This is a genomic window from Gluconobacter roseus NBRC 3990 (genome assembly GCF_006538885.1).
Classification (GTDB): Bacteria; Pseudomonadota; Alphaproteobacteria; order Acetobacterales; family Acetobacteraceae; genus Gluconobacter; species Gluconobacter roseus.
Window position 1 is genome coordinate 201,682 of the sequence record NZ_BJLY01000001.1, and the last position, 21,472, is coordinate 223,153.

The window sequence follows — 21,472 nt, forward strand, 5'->3', positions numbered from 1 at the left end:
GGGCGGGGAGCCTTACTGGAAGGGCAGGTAGCGGAAGTCGAAGAAGATCTGGCTCATGCTGGTATGCGGATCGCCACCGATGCCGGACCAGATCTGGCGGCGGGCATAGGCGAGCTGCGTGCCCGCTTCCACCGTGCCGAACTTGCCCTTGAAGAAGCGCCACCATGCGCCGAGCGTGACTTCGGACACTCCACGGGTGTTGGCGGTGCAGGACAGGGCGGAGAGTTCCTGCAGGCAGCCGGCATTGGAATAACCCGGGTTGCCGTAGCCGTGGGAGCCGCCGTTCTGGTTGAAGTAGGAATGGCCGACGCGCTGGGTGCCGAAATAGCCATAGACGTCGATGCGCGGGTTGGGATGCGCGATGATGCCGGCCTGGGCCTGGACGCCGAAGAGCGGATCGGGGCTGCCATTGGCCTTGAGTGTGGCGTCGGGCAGCAGGACGGAGCCGTAGCGGTTGATGCCCCAGCCTGCGAGCCCGGCCATGCGCAGTTCCACCTTGCCGGGGATCAGCGGCAGGATCATGGAGCCGCCTGCGCCGCCGCCGATGGCGGTGTTGTTGTGGCCGGTATTGCCCATGGTCACGCGGTCATGCGGGAAGTGCAGGATGCCTTCCATTTCGTAATGGCCCCAGATCGGATCGTAGGCGACCTTGCCGATCACGTCTGGCGCGATTTCATTGGAGAAATTGGCCGTGTCATTGGTCAGGCCGACGCCGTTCTGGCCGATCGTGACGATGGAGCCGTTGGGCATGGACACGGCGCCGTTGCTGGCGGAAAAGCCGGTCGTGTCATACAGCGTGGCGGGATTTTCGATCGAAAGCGCCGTCCACAGGCGATGATGGAAGAAGTCCTTCACGATGCGGACCTGCCACTGGCGGGACCAGGTCTGGCCTGCGAGCATGGAGGCTTCGATCGTTTCCGGAAGGCTTTCCTGTCGTGCGACGATACCGGCACGGCCCGGTGTCAGGAGGCTCCAGGCCTGACCTGCGAGGAAATGCCACCCCGCCTTGGTGTCGTCATAGGCGAGATAGGCCTGACGCATCCGGAAGGAATAGCTGTTGCTCTCATAAGGGTCGGTCGTGACGGCACCGGCGCCGAAATCGGATTCAAAGAAGCCGGAGATCGTGGATTCAGAGTCGATATTGCCGCGTGCGAGCAGGGACAGGCGGCTGTAGCGGGCGCCGCCGTCGAAATTGTTGGTGTGATAGCGCGGCTCGTTCGGATACGGCATGTCCTGCCAGAAATTGAACGTGTCGGATGCGACGTGGCGGTTTTCGAGAACGGCGGCGGTATCGACGAAGCCACCGAGCATGAGCGTGACCGGCCCGAGATGGAACACGCCGTGATCGCCAACGGCACCCGCGGCCTGTGCGCCCAGTGTTTCACGCGGATGCGGGCCGACGCCGTTTTCGGCGAAGTGGACGAGCACGTCTTCGGCGCGATGGCCGACGACGGCGAGTTCCGATCCCTTGTCGGCATCGACCAGACCGCGTCCGGTGGGGGAGAGGGAGACCCGGTCGCGTCGTGCGGTAGTGCCACGGAGCGGTTCGGTTCCGGAAGCGGCCGTCATTTCGCCGGGGGCGTTCGTGAACTGCGGGGCTTCGGCGGTTTTGCCGCCGTGACGGCGGGCGGATGCGGTGGTGATCCGTTCGCCGTGCTCTGCGCGGACGTCACTGCGTGCGTCGGGTCGGGCGGCGGCGAGCTGTCCGTCATGGGATGCGGGTGCATGGGAGGCGGAGGTGCCTGCGCTGTGGTGTCGTGCGATTTCCGCTTTCAGCACGGCCATGTCGTGATTGATGGCGCGCTGTTCTTCCTGCACATGGGCCTGGGCCGCCTGAAGACGGCTCATTTCCTGTTCCATCCTTGAAACGATATCGTCATCGGCCCGGGCTTTTGTTCCCAGAACGAGGACGCCAAGGGTGGTTCCGAGAAACAGGCATCCACGTCCTGATAACCGCAGGGCGTGCAGAGTGCGGAAGGTGAGCAGTTTCAACTAATTCCCCCATGTCAAAAGATGTCCCGAACATGTGCATGAACTCGCGCGCGATAGCTTCTAAAAAGATTTTCAGGTGTGGGGGCGGTGTGGGACGGCGGAAAATCGCGCTGAATGGAGGGAAATATTCGGAGCGGCTTCTGGTGTTATCACGGAAACGTGAGGTCAGTTTCAGAATGTGAATTCCGTGATCCTGCCGTGCTGGGAGGGCAGTGTGATGGAAGACCGATAGTAAAAAACGCAGCTATATCGTGGATTTTCTTTTGAATACGGACGTAATCCGGATCGGGAACTTTGGGTCTGTTTTTCCTGAAGGGTGGGGTGCTCTCTGTGTTCTTTGGAACCGCTGCTTTTCGGGGGAGCGGATATCCATATTGTTGTCTGTAAGGAAAAGTATCAGATCCGTTTTTCCGTGATGTGATGAAGGGGCGAGAGGTGAAAGTTCTGGCTTCACCGCGTCCGGACGGTCGGGCATGCTGGGGAGAACGAAATGGGGAGGCGTTGTTCTCCTTCCGGAATGGGGTGCCGTGATGAAAGTTGCTCTGGGACAGTTTGCCGTTGCGCCGGACTGGGAGACCAACCAGCGCCAGTGTCTGGATCTGATTGAGAAAGCGCGTGAGGGTGGGGCCGAGCTTCTGGTTCTGCCTGAAGGGATTCTGGCGCAGGACATCAACAATCCGGAGCTTCTGCCGCAGACGGCGCAGCCGCTGGATGGTCCGTTCATGGAGGGGCTGCGCAAGGCCAGTCAGGGCATTGCCGTGGTGGGATGCGTGAATGTTCCGGACGGGGCGGGGCGGTTCTACAACACGCAGTTCGTGTTGCGGGATGGAGCGTTCATTGCGACGTATCGCAAGCTGCATCTGTATGACGCATTCAGCATGAAGGAGTCCCAGCGCACCTCGCCGGGGCTGGAACTGCCGCCTGTTGTGCAGATCGGGGACATGAAGGTGGGTCTGATGACCTGCTATGACGTGCGTTTTCCGGAACTGGCGCGTCATCTGGCGCTGGCGGGGGCGGAAGTTTTGCTGTTGCCTGCGGCCTGGGTGCGGGGGCCGGGCAAGGAACGCCACTGGGAAATCATGTCGGTGGCGCGGGCGCTGGAAAACACCTGCTATGTCGTGGCGGTCGGGGAGTGCGGGGCGCGCAATACCGGGTTCAGCATGGTTGTTGATCCTCTGGGTGTTGTGACGCTGGCGCTGGGTGAGGCGCCGGCTCTGGGTTTTGCGACGCTGGATCCGGAGCGGGTGGCCCATGCGCGGCGGGTGCTGCCGGTGTTGGAAAACCGGCGTTTTGCGAACCCTGTTCTGGCCGAACGCTGAGGCAGGGCGCGCTCTTTCGGTCTGGGCGGAGTAACGTCGTGTGATGACGCGCTGGGCGACAGGGTATTTCTTTCCGGGCATTTGCTATCGGGGGAAGTCTCTGTAAGACAGGCGTCGTTCTGGACGTGTTTTCTTGGCAGGGATTTCCCCTCGGGCCTATGACTGTTTCCTCTTCTTCTGTTCCCGTGGTTGTCCGTCGCCGGACGCAAGCTGATCGCAGTGCGGTGACGCGGGGCAAGGTCGTGCAGGCGACTGTCATGCTGTTGCAGACGCAGGGTTATGCCGCAACGACTGTCCAGCGCATTGCGAAGACGGCGGGTGTCAGTCTGGGGGCGTTGCAGCATCAGTTTCCGACCAAGGCGCAGGTCATGGCGATGGTGCTGAGGCATTATGCGGTCAAGCGCGCGCGGCTGTACCGGCGGGCGCTGAGCATGAAGGGCAGTCCGGAAGAGCGCGTGGATGCCATGCTGGATACAATGTGGCGGCTGGTGACGGACGGGCCGGAATTTCTGGCGACTGTGGAAATCGAGCTGGCGCGGCGGAGCGATCCGGATCTGGAGGCGGCGACGGCGCCGGTTCTGGCGCGGATTGACCAGTTCATGACCCGCTGGCTTTCGGGGCAGCGCATGGTGACGCCGGATCCGCGGTTTGTTGAATTGCGGCTGCTGAATTCGGCGCTGCTGCGGGGCATGGCGGTGGAGCGGGCACGTGGCGTGCCGCTGGAGGATCTGGCGCGCAGCTTTGATGTCTGGCGGCAGTTCTCGCGGGCGCAGTTCCTGCGGATTGCCGGGCGGCAGGACTAAGCGTTTCGAAAAGCGGGATCGGGGCCTTTCAGGTCATTGCGTGTTTAGAATAATTTTCTTGACGCTCATAAAACAAGTAGGTTGTATTGCTTTTATATTCGATTCACGAGTGTCCTCTCCTGTGAGGGGAAGGCGCTTGTCCCAGAAAGACAGGGTCCCACATGACGATGCCGCCTCTGACTGCCGCACAGGTTTCCGCGCCCGAGATTGCTGAACGTCATCGGAAGGTTCGTGAGAAAATGGAGAAGGCCGGGCTTTCGGCCTATGTCTCCTTTGATCCGAACAATGTCTATTACCTGACGAATTTTGCGAATTTCGTGCATGAGCGGCCGTTTGTGCTCGTGCTGACAATGACCGAGACGTTCTTCGTCGTGCCGGTGCTCGAAGTGCCGCATGTGCTGCGTCACAAGGTCGGGGACTTCAGGCTGCTGAGCTATGCGGAGTTCCCGGCAGTCGTGGGATCGCGCTGGTCCGACCGGTTTGCCGAGGCGCTGCCGAAGCAGGGAACAATCGGGATCGAGGGCGCCTGTCCGGCCTATCTGCAGGCGCAGATCCCCAATCCGGTGAAGGTGCTGAACATCATTGACGAGGTCCGTGAGATCAAGTCGGCGCATGAGATTTCGCGCATTGCCTGGACGAGCGATGTGATGACGAAGGCGCTGGCGATGATGCTGGGGAAGGTGCAGCCTGGTGTGATGGTGGCGCATGCCATTGGAGACGTGACGCCGTATTTCTATCAGCGCTGCCTGACGGAATCCCCGCAGTATAACGTCATGTCGAGCCATGCTGCCGGGCTGATCCAGCCGCCGGCCTATACGGATGATCCGCATAATTTTTCGTGCCTGACGGTGACCTGTGAACCGGGTGGTCCGTTCCTTGGGTTCGTGGCTGGCAAGATCAACGGTTACGGGGCGGAAATAGAGCGCACGTTCTTCCTCCAGACGATCCCTGAAGAGGCGAAGCGGCCTTTCGATACGATGATGGAAATGCGCTACAAGGCGTATGACATGCTCAAACCCGGGGCGATCGGTTCGGAAATCGATGCGGCCTGTCAGGCGATTGCGCATGGGGCCGGATATGAGACGCCGCTGCACCGGACGGGGCACAGCTTTGGTGTCACGAGCCATGAAGCGCCGTTCCTGGCGCTGGGTGAGGATAATGTCATCCAGCCTGGCATGATCTTCAGCATTGAGCCGGGGATCTACATCAAAGGGAAGGGCGGATATCGCCATTCCGACACGGTTCTGATGACGGAGACCGGGTACGAGATCCTCACGCAATATCCTGACAGAAAAGAAGACCTGATCGTCGGGTAAAGCCCTTCCGGCCTGCGCCTCCTGCTGTGAAAGGCTGGGGGCGAGGGAACGGTTGGAAGAAGTTGCATTTCCCTGCTGCCTTTCGTTCCGGGATAGAAACCTATGTCCATTGCAGATCGACTGGAGCGTCTTCCGTTCTCCGGGTTTCACTACCGGCTCCTGTTTCTCGGGGGCGCGGGATACTGTTTTGACGGGCTTGATGGCGCCATTCTCGCCTTCGTCATGCCGGCCCTGCAGCATCTGTGGGGGCTGTCGATGACCCAGCTTGGTCTGTTGGGGAGTGGGGCATTTTTTGGATATTTCATCGGTGCGCTATCGGCGGGGCTGGCGGCGGACCGGTGGGGCCGGCGGTCCGTGATGATGTGGGCGCTGGCGTGTTACTGCGTGGGGTCTCTCGTCTCGGCGCTCTGTGTGAGCTGGCATGGTTTTGTGCTGGCGCGCGTGGTGGCCGGGCTTGGAACGGGCGCTGAATCCGCAATTATTGCGCCGTATCTGTCGGAATTCGTGCCGCGGCGGTATCGCGGGGTGTTTACAGGGGCGCTGGCGGGGTTTTTCTCCTTCGGGTTCGTGGGGGCATCGCTGCTGGGATATGCGCTGGTGCCGGGTTCTGCGAATGGCTGGCGTTGGGCGGTGGGACTGACGGCGTGCCCGGTGGTCATGTTGCTGTGGTGGCGTCGGGCTTTGCCGGAATCTCCGCGCTGGCTTGAAGGCGTGGGCCGGGGTGAGGCGGCGCATTCCGTTCTTTGCGGTATCGAAAAGAGTGTCGGCGTCGTGCCTCCGGCTTATGAAGCGGGTGCGGTGGCATCGGAACGTCCGTCGGTGGGCGGGCAGTTCGCGCGGCTGTGGAGTGGTGGGTTGCGGCGGGTGACGGCCATGAGCTGGGTTCTGTGGCTGTCGGTCACGTTCAGCTATTACGCGTTCTTTTCCTGGCTGCCGACACTTCTGATCGCGCGCGGGTTCACCATTACGCACAGTTTCGGGTTTTCGATCGCCATCTGTGTAGCGCAGATCCCCGGCTATTTCAGTGCAGGATTCTGTAACGAGTATTTCGGACGCAAAACGACCGTTGCGTCCTATCTGGGGGCAGCTGTTCTGAGTGCGCTTGCGATGGGGATTGTGTCGACCTCTACCGGGGTGCTGATGGCGGGGATGCTGCTGTCCTTTTTCATGAACGGCACGTTTGCCGGGGTTTATGCCTATACGCCCGAAATCTTCCCGACCGCCCTGCGTGCGACGGGGATGGGGAGTTCCTCTGCTGTTGGCCGGACGGGGGCGATTATGGCGCCGCTGCTGATCGGGGCGCTGTATCCGCGGGCCGGGTTTGCCGGAGTTTTTGGCCTGACGGCGCTGATCCTGCTCGTGGGGGTGTTGTCCGTTCTGATTTTCGGTCCGTCGACCGTGAACCGGTCTCTGGAAGAGATCGGGGAGGCGTACTGAGTTTTGCCGGATATCCGGGCCTGTGTGCTCCGGGTCCGGATCTGAAATCCGCCATGCATTTTGCATGACTGCCATATTTTCCGAAAGCCGGAGTTGTACCGGGGAGACCTGAAATGTTCCGTTTAAACAACATCCTCATGTGTACGAGTGCGCTGGTGCTGACGCTGCCGCTGGGTCTGTCCGCTGTTGCGGCGACGCCATCCGGCAAGGTCGTGCAGGGGGCGAAGGGTACGAAGGGGCGTGCTGTCGTCAGCCGTCCGGTAGGCTCTCATGCGGCAGGTGTGGCGGCTGCAAAGCCCCGGGTGCGGCATGTGGCGCCGTCTTCCGATCCGGAATCGATCCAGGTGTGCCGCAGGAAAAATGCGTTCGGGCAGCTGGCGATGCAGCGTCAGGGTGTGTCGGTCACGCATATCGATTCAACCGAGCTGGCGCGGCATCAGGTCACGGATGTGAAGGGGCTGATGAACCTTGCGCCGAACCTGACGGTGCAGCCGCAGGGTTCGAGTTCGGCGGTGAATTTCACGCTGCGCGGTGTGGGGCTGAACGACTTTACGGCGAACAATACGCCGTCGGTCATGACCTATGTGGACGGGGTGGCGCTGCCGATCGGGTATATGGCGGGGGCTGCGATGTTCGATATGGCCGGGGTTGATGTGAGTACCGGCCCATCGGGCTTTACGCATGGTCAGACGGTGACGGCCGGTGAGATCAATGTGAAAACTGCCGATCCGACGAAGGTGTTCCATTACGGGGCGTCGGAAGACATTGCGACCTATGATCGCAGCATTACGAACCTGTATGTCTCGGAGCCTCTGTCGTCCAATGTGCAGTACCGCATTGCGGGTTTTACGCAGCAGGGCGGGGGCTTTCAGAAGAACATCAATACCGGACAGTCGCTGGGGAATGCGAACAAGGGCGGTTTGCGGGCCAAGGTGGCCTGGCAGCCGGATGACAGGACGAATATCGTCTTCAGCGGCAACTGGATGCAGGATGATTCCCAGGCGATGGGCGCCTACAACATCCAGGATCTGGCGCGCAATACGCCGACCTATCAGAACAACCGGAACACCGGCTGGGGCTTTACGCCGGAATTCCTGAAGCTTACAGGCAATTCCGCCGGGACGAAGCCGTCTTACAACAACACGTTCTGGGGGGCGGGCGTCAATTTCACGCGCAATCTGGGCTTTGCCGATCTGAGCACGATCAGTGCGTTCCAACAGATGTATGTGCATAATCTGATGGATCTGGATGGCACGCGCTATGCGATCTATGACGATGACGTCAATACGGATGCGAACCTGTTCTCGCAGGAAGTCAGGCTGGCATCGCGCAATCCGCATGAGCGGCTGCAATGGAATGTGGGCATGTATTATGACCGCACGCAGATGCATTCAGTCATTTTCAATGATTATACCGGTTCGGGATCGCGGCCTTATATCCAGCGGACGAGCTATAATCAGGATCAGCAGGCATTCAGCCAGTATGGACATCTGCGCCTGACGGTGACGAAGCGGCTGCATCTGCTGGCGGGGATCACGCATGAATCCGATGATCGTGATCTCTATAACATGCAGACGATGCGCTATAATACGGCCGTTTATCCCACGCCGTTTAACAACCATTACGGGCGTCGCGGGGCGCTGACGAACCAGTTTTCGGGGATGGGCGGGATCGAGTATCAGGCGCTCGACAATTTGATGTTCTATGGCTCCATCCGCAAGGGCTTCAAGCCGGGTGGTTTTACGGCGAACAATACGGTCGTGGCCTCGCAGCTTAATCCGACCAAGCCGGAATCTTTGCTGGCCTATGAGGTCGGTTTCAAATCCGATTACTGGAACCATAAGATCCGCCTCAATGGCGATGCGTTCTGGTACGATTATCATGGTCAGCAGGTGGCCGGGCTTGCCGTGGTGTCGAACTATGGTGTGGTCGGGCAGTACGTCAACATTCCCAAAAGCCGGATCTGGGGTGTGGAAATGGAGATCGACGCCAATCCCATTCCGGGCTTGCTGCTGCATCAGCACTTCGGATACGAGCGCGGGAATTACGAGAATTACAGTGCGATCGATTCCACGGCCGTGGCGGCGACCTATATCAGGACGGGCAAGCTGATGGCGCTGTATCGCAGCTATGCCGGGGTGGATATGGGGATCCCGAAACTGACGCTCGAGGGATCGGCATCCTACAAGGCGAAGCTGGGCGCGTGGTGGACGCTGACGCCGTATCTTGACTACAGCTATCGTGGATCGCAGCTCGATGTGCCGGGGAATAATCTGTACCGGATGCCGGCGTATTTCCTGATGGATGTCGGGCTGACCTTTGCGCCGAAGAGCGGGAAATGGTCGGTTTCGGCCTATGCCAACAATATTCTTGACCGGCGGTATGATGTGACGCGCCAGACGGGTCTGAACGGGATTTTCGGGATTCCGGGAACACCGCGGATGGTGGGCGGGCGGTTCCGGGTGGATCTGTAAGCTATCGGGTCGCAGCCGGGGGCAGGAATACTCCCGGCTGGATTGGGCTGATCCGGAAACAGGGTGCTTGCCGTACCTGCGATGATAACGGGTTGGAAGAGCAGACATGAAAAATGGGATGGCATCGAAATGCCATCCCATTCTTTTTGCGGCCGTTCAGGTGGGCAGCGTCACACCGGGAGGAAAAGGTTCCTCAGAGGGTGAGCGTTGCGCCGAACTGGAAGGAGCGCATGATGATACCCTTCTGGGCCCAGGAAGAGTTGTACAGATAGGACCCGTAGGTTGCGAAGTCGTACGGCGCTCTGAAGCCGAGCAGGTTGTAGACGTTCGCATAGACGTTCAGGCGCTTGTTGACCTGATAGGACAGCGTCAGGTCGACATCCCACCAGTTCTTCACGTGGCACTGGGCAGGAGCGAAGCTGTTATTGACCTGTGCGAGGGACTGTCCGCAGCCGAGACCGGCCTGGTAGTCTTCAGACACCGTCTTGTATCCGCTGGTGTAGTAGACCGTCGGCGTGACCGAGAGGGACTTCCAGGTGAAGGTGTTGGCCCAGTTGGCTCTCCAGCGCGGCGTACCCGATGCGGAAACTGCTTCCCACGGGCCGATCGTGCCGGCGTAGTGCTGAACGCTGCCGTTCGGGAGGGTCAGGTTGAAGTTGCGGACATAGGTGAACTGTCCGTGGCTGGACCACATCACGTCGTGCAGTGCGCCCGGCAGGCGGTGACGTGCGGAGAATTCAGCGTCAACACCATCGGTCACGAGCTTGTTGGCGTTGATGTAGCCGATATTGATGATGCCCGGACGGACGGAAGCACTCGGATCCTGCGGATCGACCGTATCCGGGGTAACCGTGACGCCAGGTGCCGAGTAGGAACCGCCATTCGCGATATAGGCTTCCGCGACGTCGCCGGCCTGGATCGGGTTGGCCGTGATGTAGCGCTGCTTTTCGATGTAGTAGTAATCGACGCTCAGGCTGACCCAGTTCGTCGGATGGAAAACCATACCGCCCGTGACGTTGGTCGAGATTTCCGGCTTGAGGTTCTTGTTGCCGCTCGAGTTGACGCCGAGGCTGTAGGCGTTCGTGTAGGCGTCGCCATTATGTTCGGCGATCCAGTCGGCATTCTTGATGGTGTAGTTCGTGTAGCCGACGTTGGAGCCGCCCGTTTCCGCGAAGCTCGGAATACGGAAGCCGCGGGAGAAGGTTCCACGCATCGTCAGGGAGTCGGTCGGACGGAAGTTCACACCGACCTTCGGCGAGAAGTGACGGTTTCCGGTCGAGTAGTTGTCGTAACGGCCGGAGATGTCGGCATCGAACATCTTGTGGAAGGGCAGGGCGACTTCGAAGAAGCCGGACTCGACCCAGCGGCTGCCCTGTGCGTTGAACGGGTTGATGCCCGCATAGAGCTGCGTGGATGCAACGTTGTTGATCGTCGGGTTTGCGTTGGGATCGTTCAGGGCTTCCCAGCGCACGTTGCCGCCGATGGCAAGCGTGGTCATGCCGCCCGGCAGGCGGAACAGACCCTTGCTGGCCGTCATTTCACCGGAATATTCCTGCGAACGGGAATGGGTCGTGACGTTCGGGAAGATCGAGTTGACGACCGAAGCCGGCGTCTGTGACGGGTTTACGAAGTTGTACGTGCCGTCATTGACCGCGTTCTGCAGGGCGTAAACATTGGGATAGCCGGTATAGGTCTGATCCAGAAGCGTGTTCATGCCAACGAAGTTGACGTCGTACTTCCAGTCACTGCCCCATTTTGACGGTTCCCATCCGCTGTATCGGGCGGATCCACGGAAGGTCTGGCTGAACTGGGTGTTTCCGGGAACATTGTTGCCGAAGGTGCCGTAGATGTTGGCGTTCTGGCCCTGGGCAGCGAAGGGGTCGTTGGGGTTCAGCTGGCCGTTGGGCAGAAGTGCAGGGATCTGGATGCCGATCAGGCTGACGGACTTGTTCTGGTTCGACGTCTGGACAGGATACGGGTTGTGCGAAAGCTCGTACGTATCCGTCTGTGCGTAGTTGAACATCGTCGTGAACTGCGAGCGCGGGGTCACATTCGCAATGAAATGTGCGCTTGCGCTGATGCGTCGTACGGATGGAACGACCATTCCGTAACGCTCGCTGTTCATGGTGCAGGCCTGGTTGTTATTGCCAACGCCACCATTCACGGTGCCTGTCACGAGGCCGCCGCCACCCGTTGCGGAGCAGCCTGCGGAGGGGTTGAGCAGCTGCCAGGGGCCTGCGGCCGCACCGCTGCTGTCGACCGGGCGTACAACCGCGTTCGGTGTGGCTACGAAATTGTTGATCGCGCCGTTTGAAGCGACGTTGTAATTTCCGTTGCCGCCGCCAATTCCGGTCAGGTCACCCGAATTATACGGATAGCCGAGCTGGCGGTTATACAGCGCGTCATCCTGCTGGTATTCGGAGTTGATGTAGACGTTGTAGCCGTCACGATCGAGGTCGCCATGGCCGAATGTGGCATAAAGCCGCTGGTGACCGGTATCGCCGCGCTGGCTCAGGCCGCCTTCGGCATTGGCTTCCACGCCCTTGATCTGCCGGCGCGTGACCATGTTCACCACGCCAGCGACGGCGTCAGCGCCGTAGGTTGCCGATCCGCCGTCCTGAAGAACGTCCGTGCGTTCCATGATGGAGGATGGCATCCACTGCGTGTCGACAAAGTTACGCTCGCCGTCATCGGACAGCGGGTAATAGGACAGGCGCTGGCCGTCCATCAGGACGAGCGTCGAGTCAGTCGACAGGCCGCGCAGGGACGGGGCGGATGCACCGGCTGCGAAGGCGCCGTTGGCACTGAAAGCGGATGTCAGGTTGCCGGCGCCATTCGATGACAGCTGCTGCAGCGCGTCAGTGACCGTCTTGATGCCGCGCTGCTGCAGGCCCTGCCGTGTGAGCTGCGTCATCGGGGACGCGCTGTGCAGGTTCGGATCATGGATCAGCGAGCCGGTGACGATGATGCTTTCTGAACCGCCCTTGGGTTCCGTATCGCCCTGGCGGGCAGTCCGCAGGACTGCAGCGTTTCCGCTATGCTTCGCGCTGGCCGCAGCAGGCGCTGTGGCAGCGGAAGGTGCGGTAGCGGTCTTCTTGACGATTTTTTTCGTTTTGGTGCTGGTTGTTGCATCCGTATCGGCAGCGTGAGCCTCAAGGAACATGGCCGGTACGGCGATGGTTCCCAGGATGGTTGCGCTGCACAATGTGGCGCCAAAACGGAAACGCCTTCCCATTCGCATAAAGAATAACTCCGAAAATCATCGAGATGTCTGCGATACATAATCGCAACAGTATTGAGCAGACGCGCAAGAAGGAATCGTCTCTCAGTGTTACGGCGCACTCACTTGGCGTATAAGTTGTGACAGATGCGCAACATGCAGTTTCACATCTGAAAGAAAACTATTGTTTGTTTTCAATGATATGACGTGATTTTGTTTCTAAAGGAGGATGTGGGTCGCAGCATTTGGAATTGGGTGTGGCCTGAATGTTACGACCAGTGTGTCATTCTATTTCTAATGAGCAATGGGGAGGATACCAAAAATATTCATTAAAATAGCAAATGATTTCATATTTGTTTATCATATCCATTTTGGATATGGATTGTTTTTTATTAAGTTTTCATTGATGAAACTGAAGTGTCTTTATTGCTTGTGAAGTCTTGATGGATTTCTGATTGCTTTACCGTTATGATTTATCGGGCTGTGTGAGCCGAAAACTATTATGGAATAAGAACGGTTTTCCGTCTTTGTGCGCCGTATATTGTCGTGCTGCGGATGTTGTGGAGTGACTGGGTGATCTGAGAAGATTCGCAGGTCTCTGCCGTCTGATCGCATTGTCTCTGGGGTCGGTTCGGGCCAGCAGCGCTAGGCGGGCGGGATATTTCTGATTACGGTTTTTCCGATTTCTCACGGTTCTGGTCGGGTCATTTCAATGAAGCATTCTTTTCTGTGCGTTCTGAGTGTTGCGGGTTCGGTTTTCCTGACGGGAGGGGGGCTGCATCCGGTCCGGGCTGATGACGGAGCAGTGTCTGCGGTTGATCCGCGGATCGGGACCGGGGGAGCGGGGCATACCTTTCCGGGGGCGACGATGCCGTTTGGAATGGTTCAGGTCTCACCCGATACGGATATGAAGGATTTCAAACATTCCTATCCCTGGGCCGCCGGGTATCAGTATGACGATCCGACCATTCTGGGCTTCTCGCACACGCATTTTTCCGGCGCGGGTCATTCCGATCTGGGTGATGTGCTGGTCATGCCGGTTTCGGGAGACGTGCGGCTGGAGCCGGGGGATGCGGCGGTGCCGGGCAGCGGGTATCGGTCGCGCTTCCGGCATGCGACCGAAGTGGAGCATCCGGGATATTACGCGGTCACGCTCGATGATTATGGTGTGCGGGCCGAGCTGACGGCGGGTCAGCGTGTGGGCTGGCATCGCTATGCGTTTCCAAAGGGCAAGCCTGCGCATCTGCTGCTCGATCTGCGGCCGAGTATCTATGACTATCCCGGTAAGGTCAGCTGGGCGCGGCTGCATGTCGCGGCTGATGGCACCGTGTCGGGGTGCCGCATGACGCGCGGATGGGCGCCCGGGCGGGTGCTGTGTTTTGCCATGCGGTTCTCGCGGCCGATGGTGAGCCGGACGCTCTATAATCGTGAGACGGATGTTCCGTACAAGGGCTTCAAAGGTCCGGGCAATCGGGCTGTGGATCAGGATGCGCAGAACGGCCGTGCGCTTGAGGCGATCTTTGACTTCGGCAAGCCTGATGCGCCTCTGATGGTGAAGACAGCGATTTCGCCGGTCAGTGAAGCAAATGCGGTCGATAATCTTGACCGTGAAGGTCAGGGCTGGGATTTTGATGCGCAGCGCGCGAAGGCACAGGACGCCTGGAAAAGCGCGCTTTCGATCATGGATGTGGATGGCACGGCCGATCAGCGCACGCAGTTCTATACGGCGCTGTATCATGTGATGCTGGCGCCGACGCTGAGCATGGATGCCAATGGCGAGTATCGCGGACCGGATTATGAAGTGCACAAGGCGAAAGGGTTCGATTTCTATTCAACCTGGTCGACATGGGACGTCTATCGCGCGCAGCAGCCTCTGCTCGCGCTTCTGCGGCCTGATCTGAGTTCGCAGTTCGTCCAGTCTCTGGTGGCAGCGGCGGAGAACAGTCCGTTCGGGCTGCTGCCGGTCTGGTCCTATCAGGGGCTCGAGACCTGGTGCATGATTGGGTATCACGCGGTGCCCATGATTGCCGATGCGTATCTTGCGGGTGTGCGGGGCTTTGATGCCGAGGCTGCACTCAGAACCATGGTGCACAGTGCCAGTTACGCGTCCTATGGCGATCTCGCCGACTACATGAAGATCGGTTACGTGCCGATCGACAAAGAAGCCGAGGGCGCCTCGAAGACCCTTGAATATGCCTATGACGACTGGGCGCTGTCACGGATGGCACGTGCCATGGGGCATGGGGATATTGCCGGTGAGTTCGAGCGGCGGTCCCATAACTGGCGGAATGTCTGGGATCCGAAGTCGGGCTTCATGCGGGCGCGCAAAAGTGACGGGCAGTTCCGGATGCCGTTCGATCCGGCTTCGGCCGCCTATGGTAGCGATTATACGGAAGGCAATGCCTGGCAGTATTCCTGGTATGTCCCGCAGGATATTCCGGGGCTGATCTCTGTCATGGGGGGGCGCCGTTTATGGCGAAGATCGATACGCTTTTCGATGCGAAAGTGGATCCTGCGATTTTCAAGAATGTCGAGGATATCAGCGGTTTGATCGGATGGTATGCTCATGGTAACGAGCCGGACCATCATGTCGCGTATCTTTATGACTATGCCGGTGCGCCCTGGAAGACGCAGCAGCGTCTGACGCAGATCATGCAGACGCAGTATGCCGTCCGGCCGGACGGGCTGGCCGGGAATGATGATCTCGGTCAGATGTCGGCATGGTATATTTTCACGGCGCTGGGCTTTTATCCCGTCACGCCGGCGAGCGGGGAGTATGCCATTGGGCGTCCGTTTGTTCCGAAGGCTGTGATTCACCTTGGCAACAGCCGCACGTTTACGGTGGTTGCCGAGCATCTTGATGCGCAGTACCCTTATGTCGGGTCCGTCACGTTGAATGGCCGACGGCTTGAGACGCCCTTTCTTTCGCAGAAGAGTGTTATCGCAGGCGGAGAACTGCGTTTTGTGATGCAGGCCCAGCCTGAAACGGGGGCGAAGGCTCCATAACGGCGCTCAGTACATCAGGAACGGCCGGCGTTGCAGGGCGAACTCTGCTTCGTCCGTTTTCCAGCTGGCCGTGATGTCGGGTGCTGACATGCCCTGTGAGAGCTGGTGGCGGAGGGTGCTGCTGCCAGCCAGGATGTCGAAGGTGGAGCCGGATTTCCTCCATATCGGGCTGTCCGATATTTTCAGGACGGTCTGAAGCAGTGTCACGCCTGTCAGCAGGGGATCGAAGGATTTCCGGTCCGTAATGGCGAGCTGGAGCCCGTGGCATAACTGGTCTTTTGCGACTTTAAACCCGGGTGTGAACCAGTCTTCGCGGAACAGGCATCCCGGGAGGCTTGCGTTGTTGAGGTTGTCCACCCAGCGGGTTGCGTCGAGATTGGGGGCGCCGAGTGTCAGGAAGGGGGAGGCCGTGCCGCGGCCGACCGAGAGGGTCGTGCCTTCGAACAGGCAGGTCCCCGGATAGGCGATGGCCGTTGTCACGTCGGGCATGTTGGGGCTTGGGGGCACCCAGACGAGATCGGTTTCGTCCTGATACAGATCCCGGCGCCAGCCGGTTATGGGAATGACGCTCAGTCGGGCGGGGCGGCCTGCCTGCTGAGGCACAAAGCGGCTGTTGAACAGGCGGGCGAGTTCGCCCACGGTCATACCGTGTCGCAGGAGGAGCGGGACCCTGCCTACGAAGGATGAAAAGGCCGGGTCGAGGGTAGGGCCGCTGGGGTGCAGGCCTGTAATGGGATTGGGTCTGTCCAGCACCATGAACGCGATGCCGCAGCGGGCGCAGGCGGCGAGGGCGTCGAACATGGACCAGATATAGGTGTAGAACCGGGCGCCGATATCCTGAATGTCGAAGACGAGAAGGTCGATATCCGCAGATTTCAGAAGCGCATCCAGCTTCGGGCCGGAGAGCGTGTACATGTCATAGACGGGGATGCCCGTACGGGGGTCGATGCTTTTCGTTTCGGAATGGCCCGCCTGCGCTGATCCGCGGAAGCCGTGTTCCGGTCCGAAAATGGCTTTCAGGTTTACGCCCGGAGCGGCGTGCAGCCGGTCTGCAATATGGCGCAGCTGTCGGTCCACGCTTGTGGGGTTGGCGATCAGGCCCAGTTTGCGGCCTTTGAGCGCCTGATAGCCATCGGCTTCGAGAACGTCATAGCCGGTTCGGATTTTGACCGGGGGAGAGCATTCCGCAGGCATTCCCGAAGCTGTTGTCCATGATGATACGGCGGTTCCTGCACACAGGCTCATGAAGGTGCGACGGCCGAGGGAGGTTTTTCGGGCGGGGGTTGCGGAAGAACGGTGGGGCATGTCGTGCGGGCTCCCGGGGTTTGGCTATTCGGCTTTGGCGACGGCAGTGACCAGATCATCCATGATTTTGGTCGGATGAGGCAGATCGTCCGGGATGTCGTTTGCGAAGATGGCGATCAGGAGGGTCTGGCCGCGGGTGGTCTGAAGGTAGCCGGACAGGGAATGGGTGGCTGCGAGGGTGCCGGTTTTTGCGTGCAGGTGGTCCGCGACGGGGGTGCCGATAAAGCGGTGGGCAAGGGTGCCGTCCCGGGCTGCGAGAGGGAGGTCGTCCCGCCAGTCTGCGCCCCAGGGCTGGTTGTTGGCGAAGCGCAGAAGCTGGATGACGGTCTGAGGTGTTACGCGGTTATAGGGGGACATTCCCGAGCCGTCGTAGAGCGAGAAGCCTGCGGTGGGCAGGCCCAGAGTGGTCAGAACCTGTTTGCGCTCAGTAAGGCCGTCTTCAGTGGAGCCTTTGCCATGCACAAGGGCCAGCCGGCGCAGAATGAGTTCGGCATGGAGGTTCTGGCTGACTTTGAGCAGGTGACGGATGTCGTTTTTCAGATCCGGGGCGGGGAGGGTGGCGAGGATGCGGGCGGCTGGCGCAGGCGTATCGGCGGCAGTTTTCGTCAGACGGTGTCTGACCTGTATGGTCTGAACCCGGATGCCGGTTTGGCGCAGAAGGGATCTGAGGTGGCGGGCGGTTGAGAGGGCTGGATCATCGAGCCCGATTTTCAGTGTCTGGACGGGTGCGTCTATCGGAAGTGTTCCTGTCAGGATGACGCGGGTGTCGCCGGGCTTCTTTTCAAGGCTTAGTTCGGGTTTGCCGTCCGGGACTGTCAGGGCCTGATTGACCAGCGTCAGTCCTTCGTCGGGTGCTGACCAGTGGACGGTTGGGCGGTCGCCGGGGTGGGTTCCGGGCTGGACGGTCAGTTCGGCCACGTTGTCGTTCAGCGTCAGGGCCGAGACGGCGGTTCCCCATTGGGTCGGCAGGTTGTTCCAGCTCCATCCGTCGCCCCAGCGTTCGTCCGCGAAAAGCTGATCATCCGCGATGATGGCATGGATGTGTCTGAGCCGCTTGGCGGAGACGGCATCCGCCAGTGTTTTCAGGCAGTCGGTTTTGCAGGCAGCGTCATCGGACAGGACGGCATCGCCCGAGCCACGCAGGATGAGGTCTGGGGCTCCGTGAGGGCGGGGGGCGAGCAGGAGTGTCGTGGGGTGTTCGGCTGCTTCGTGGTCCAGTTCTGCAAGCTCTGCCATGGCGGCGGCTGTTGTGAAGAGTTTGGTGTTCGAGGCCGGGATGAAGCGTCCGTTGGGGTTGCGGGAGAACAGGGTCTTTCCGTCCTGAGTGGCAATGACGATGCCCCAGCGCATGCCCTGGTCCTGCGAGGTTTGCAGGATGGGAGAAAGGCGGTCTGCCAGCGCATGTGGGCCGAGCGGGGGTGGGGCGTTCTGGACGGCGCAGGCACTCAGGGTGATGGGCGCTGCGTATGGGAGCAGTTTCCGGAGGAGCCGGGATGAACATCGCGGGGCATGGCTGGAAATCTGACGCATGAAGGCCCTGTCCGAGTGGAAATTGTGAGGGGGCTGAAAAGACACGAGGCTGCCTGTATCGGGTGAACAGGCAGCCTCGTGGGCAGGTCAGGGGTGGAAGGTCTGGTTCAGAACTCCATGCGGATACCGCCGCGATAGGTCCGGCCCAGCAGGTTGCTGTAGGTTTCGTCGGCTTCAAGTCCACCTTCCGGCAGCAGGATCGGGGAGGTGTTTGCGAGGTTGGTGACGGTCAGGAAGAGCTGCATCTTGCCGATTTTTTCGACCGGAAGATTATAGGTCGCGTTCATGTCGAAGTAGAAAATGCCCGTGACGCGGTTGTTGTTGATCGTGGGATAGTTGGCGTTATAGGCCGGGCATGTTCCGGAGCACTGGATGTAGCTGTTGGAATAATTGCCGGCACTGATGCCACGGGCGATGGCCGTGAGGCTGTAGCGCGACGTGCTGTAGGTGGCCGAGAAGCGGTAGATCCAGCGCGGCGGGCCGGAGGAAATGTCGCCCGACGTGTCGACCGTGTAGCCCATACCTGAGTCAGAGACATATTTCAGGTAGTTCGTGGCCTGACCGTGGATGGTGAACTTGCCGTCGGCGTCGCGCAGCAGGCGGCGGAGCGGAAAGCTGTATGAGGCGTCGATGTCGATGCCGCTGGTTTCAAGCTTGGCGAAGTTGAACGGGGAGGCGCTGATCAGCAGATCGCGCGTGCCTGTCGGATCGGGGCGGATGGCCGAGCAGAACGTGGTGTATCCCGAGTAACACTCGTTGATGATGGACTGCGGGTAGAACTGTTCGATCGCGTTCTTGATCTTGGTATGGAACCAGTCGACCGAGACGGCCAGACCGGAGACATAGCGCGGCGTGATGACGGCACCGACGACGGTCGTGTTGGCGGTTTCGGGACGCAGTTTTGCGTTGCCTGTGGTATTGGCGAGGACGGTGTTCGTCAGGCCCGTTGCCGGATTGAGCACGCTTGTCGTCTGGGACGTTCCGGCGTTGTAAAGCTCGTTGATGTTGGGTGCGCGGATGTCATGCGACTGGGTGGCGCGGAACAGCACGTCCTTGATGGGCTGCCAGGTTCCACCGATTTTCCATGTCGTGACGTAGCCGGAGGTCGAGTAGTCGGTTCCGCGGACGGCACCGTTGAAGGACAGGCCCTTCGCCAGCGGGATTGCGGTTTCGAGATAGGCTTCCTTGACGTTGTAGTGGCCGAATGTCGGGCGGTAATTGCCGACGGACCAGCCCGACTGGTATTCGGTCGGGACGTATCCGGAAGAGCGCTCGTCACGGTATTCGCCGCCGACGGCCACGTTCACGTCACCCGCCCATGTGGCGAACGGGATCGTGGAGAGGTTCACGCCCGAGACGATTTCCTGAAACCGCTGGTTCCGCCACGGTGCGTCAAGAACGTAACCGATGGACGCGGGGGACATGACACCCGTTCCCAGCCAGTCGATCGGGGAGCAGCCATTGCCGGGATCGGTCAGGGAGGAGCGGCAGACAATCTGCCCCGCCGAGTTGCGCACGGCGTCAGTCGCATTGGCGATCTTCGCCGTGTTCATGACGTTGTAGATCTGCTCATGCGTGTGGGTGACGCCATACTGGCCGTAGGCGCTCCATGAGGCGCGCTTGCCGAACATCTCGAAATTGCCTTCGCCGCCGAAAGTATAGCGCTGGACGCTGCGGAGGTTGTCGGTCCGGCGATAGGGCATGTCGAGCGCGGTGGTGCCGACCGTGACGGACGACACGTTCTGGAGGGCGTCGGCCCCCAGAGCGTCCACGAGATAGGGGTTGGTCCCTTTCAGCGAGACCGAGCTGAGATACTGTGGGCCGGAATTGTAGACGTATTCGCTCTCGTTATAGGCGCCTTCTGCGTACAGGGTCATCCATGGCGCGACGTCGTAGCTCAGGCGTCCGAAGAGGTTTTTGCGGTCGCTCTGCGGTTCCAGACCAATGTTCTTGTTGTTGTTGGCCAGGTTCTGGTCGCCACCGACCGAGACGCTGGACGTTGAGAACGAACCGTAATTGTAATGGTTGACGCTGCCGCCGGGGCCGAAATAGATTCCGCGCAGGGAGTTCGCCACGCCGCCCGTGGAGGCGTTGATAATGCCGCCGGGCATGACGTTGTTGGTGCCTGCATCGCCGACACGGAGGTAATAGGGCTGGCCGTTTCCTGCGACATAGTCGGGATTGGCGACGATGCGGTTGCCGTTTACGTTCCAGTCGCGGGAGACGTGGAAAATGCCGTCCTGATGGGCGATGTCGCCACTGAGCAGGACGTGGCCTTTTCCGTGCGCGAAGCCGAAGCCGCCGGCGATGGCGGCGTGTTCGTTTTCTCCGTCACCATAGTCGGAAATGCCGGAATCCGCCGTGACCTTCAGGCCCGTATAGGTCTTGTCGAGCACAAAGTTCGTAACGCCCGCGACGGCGTCGGAGCCGTACTGTGCGGAGGCGCCGCCCGTCACCACGTCCACGCGTTTGACCAGCTGCTGGGGGATCGTGTTGATGTCGACGATGCCGGTGATGGCAGAGGGCGTGATCCGTCGGCCGTCCATCAGCACGAGGGAACGGACAGGGCCGAGATTGCGAAGGTTGAGCGCGTTGATGCCGGCCGTGCCGTCACTCAGGGAGTAGGCGGAGTTCTGGGGCGTCTGGCTGCCCGCGAACTGCGGCATCTGGTTGACGAGATCGGCGATGTTGTTGCTCGGCGCCTGGTTCAGAATTTCCTGCTGGCTGAGGGAGCTGATGGGGGTCGGGGATTTGATATGCGAGTTCGCAATATGACTGCCCGTAACGGTGATGACTTCCCGGTTGGACTCTGTCTGATTTTGTGTCTTTTTATGACTTGCGGCGGTCTTCGAAGGCTGGGAAGATGCAGGCTTCGTATCGGCAGGTTTGGTGACCGTTGCGGCAGCGTAAGACTGCTGCGGCATGAGGAACGCTGCGCCTGATGACAGGGCCGCAAAGGACAGGAAATAAGACTTCAGGGGCAGTCTGGCCGTCATACCCTGGTTCCCTCGATAAGCGCCGGCGGCGGTGATGTTGCGATATCGAACTAATATGCATGTCCGTTATGCAG

The 21,472-nt window shown here is 60.0% G+C and carries 10 protein-coding genes and 1 pseudogene; 6 read left to right on the top strand and 5 right to left on the bottom strand.

Features of this window, described 5'->3' with window-relative positions; all coding sequences use genetic code 11:
- Nucleotides 1–12: 12 nt before the first annotated feature.
- The gene (locus tag GRO01_RS00795; protein WP_062508322.1) at nucleotides 13–1,992 is read right to left on the bottom strand and encodes a hypothetical protein; all 1,980 of its coding nucleotides are present in this window, start codon (nucleotides 1,990–1,992) and stop codon (nucleotides 13–15) included.
- A gap of 473 nt (nucleotides 1,993–2,465) precedes the next feature.
- Here GRO01_RS00795 and GRO01_RS00800 point away from each other — a divergent pair, with 473 nt between their 5' ends.
- The 5 genes from GRO01_RS00800 (at nucleotide 2,466) to GRO01_RS00820 (ending at nucleotide 9,341) form a co-directional block, all read left to right on the top strand.
- Nucleotides 2,466–3,311 (top strand): deaminated glutathione amidase, encoded by an 846-nt coding sequence (locus GRO01_RS00800; RefSeq protein WP_244926359.1) that lies wholly within the window; start codon nucleotides 2,466–2,468, stop codon nucleotides 3,309–3,311.
- Between the two features lie 158 nt (nucleotides 3,312–3,469).
- Nucleotides 3,470–4,114: a TetR/AcrR family transcriptional regulator gene (locus GRO01_RS00805; RefSeq protein ID WP_062508324.1), complete on the top strand. Its 645-nt coding sequence runs from the start codon at nucleotides 3,470–3,472 to the stop codon at nucleotides 4,112–4,114.
- 161 nt (nucleotides 4,115–4,275) lie between these two features.
- Complete coding sequence (locus GRO01_RS00810) at nucleotides 4,276–5,430, top strand: M24 family metallopeptidase (protein ID WP_062508326.1); 1,155 nt, start codon at nucleotides 4,276–4,278, stop codon at nucleotides 5,428–5,430.
- Nucleotides 5,431–5,532: 102 nt separating this feature from the next.
- Complete coding sequence (locus GRO01_RS00815) at nucleotides 5,533–6,867, top strand: MFS transporter (protein ID WP_062508328.1); 1,335 nt, start codon at nucleotides 5,533–5,535, stop codon at nucleotides 6,865–6,867.
- Between the two features lie 113 nt (nucleotides 6,868–6,980).
- Nucleotides 6,981–9,341 carry a TonB-dependent receptor gene (locus GRO01_RS00820; protein WP_062508330.1) on the top strand — a complete coding sequence of 787 codons (2,361 nt, stop codon included), beginning with the start codon at nucleotides 6,981–6,983 and terminating at the stop codon, nucleotides 9,339–9,341.
- Nucleotides 9,342–9,534: 193 nt separating this feature from the next.
- On the opposite strand, the gene GRO01_RS00825 is transcribed toward GRO01_RS00820, so the two are convergent.
- Nucleotides 9,535–12,576, bottom strand: a complete 3,042-nt coding sequence (locus GRO01_RS00825; protein WP_231490165.1) for a TonB-dependent receptor domain-containing protein — start codon at nucleotides 12,574–12,576, stop codon at nucleotides 9,535–9,537.
- Nucleotides 12,577–13,273: 697 nt separating this feature from the next.
- Between GRO01_RS00825 and GRO01_RS00830 the strand changes: the two are divergent.
- A pseudogene (locus GRO01_RS00830) lies at nucleotides 13,274–15,567 on the top strand (GH92 family glycosyl hydrolase).
- 6 nt (nucleotides 15,568–15,573) lie between these two features.
- On the opposite strand, the gene GRO01_RS00835 reads toward GRO01_RS00830, so the two are convergent.
- The 3 genes from GRO01_RS00835 to GRO01_RS00845 form a co-directional block, all read right to left on the bottom strand.
- Nucleotides 15,574–16,872: an exo-beta-N-acetylmuramidase NamZ family protein gene (locus GRO01_RS00835; RefSeq protein WP_083541304.1), complete on the bottom strand. Its 1,299-nt coding sequence runs from the start codon at nucleotides 16,870–16,872 to the stop codon at nucleotides 15,574–15,576.
- A gap of 24 nt (nucleotides 16,873–16,896) precedes the next feature.
- On the bottom strand, nucleotides 16,897–18,402 hold the full coding sequence (dacB, locus tag GRO01_RS00840; protein WP_062508336.1) for a D-alanyl-D-alanine carboxypeptidase/D-alanyl-D-alanine endopeptidase: 1,506 nt from the start codon (nucleotides 18,400–18,402) through the stop codon (nucleotides 16,897–16,899).
- Between the two features lie 107 nt (nucleotides 18,403–18,509).
- Nucleotides 18,510–21,398 (bottom strand): TonB-dependent receptor plug domain-containing protein, encoded by a 2,889-nt coding sequence (locus GRO01_RS00845; RefSeq protein WP_062508338.1) that lies wholly within the window; start codon nucleotides 21,396–21,398, stop codon nucleotides 18,510–18,512.
- Nucleotides 21,399–21,472 lie beyond the last annotated feature (74 nt).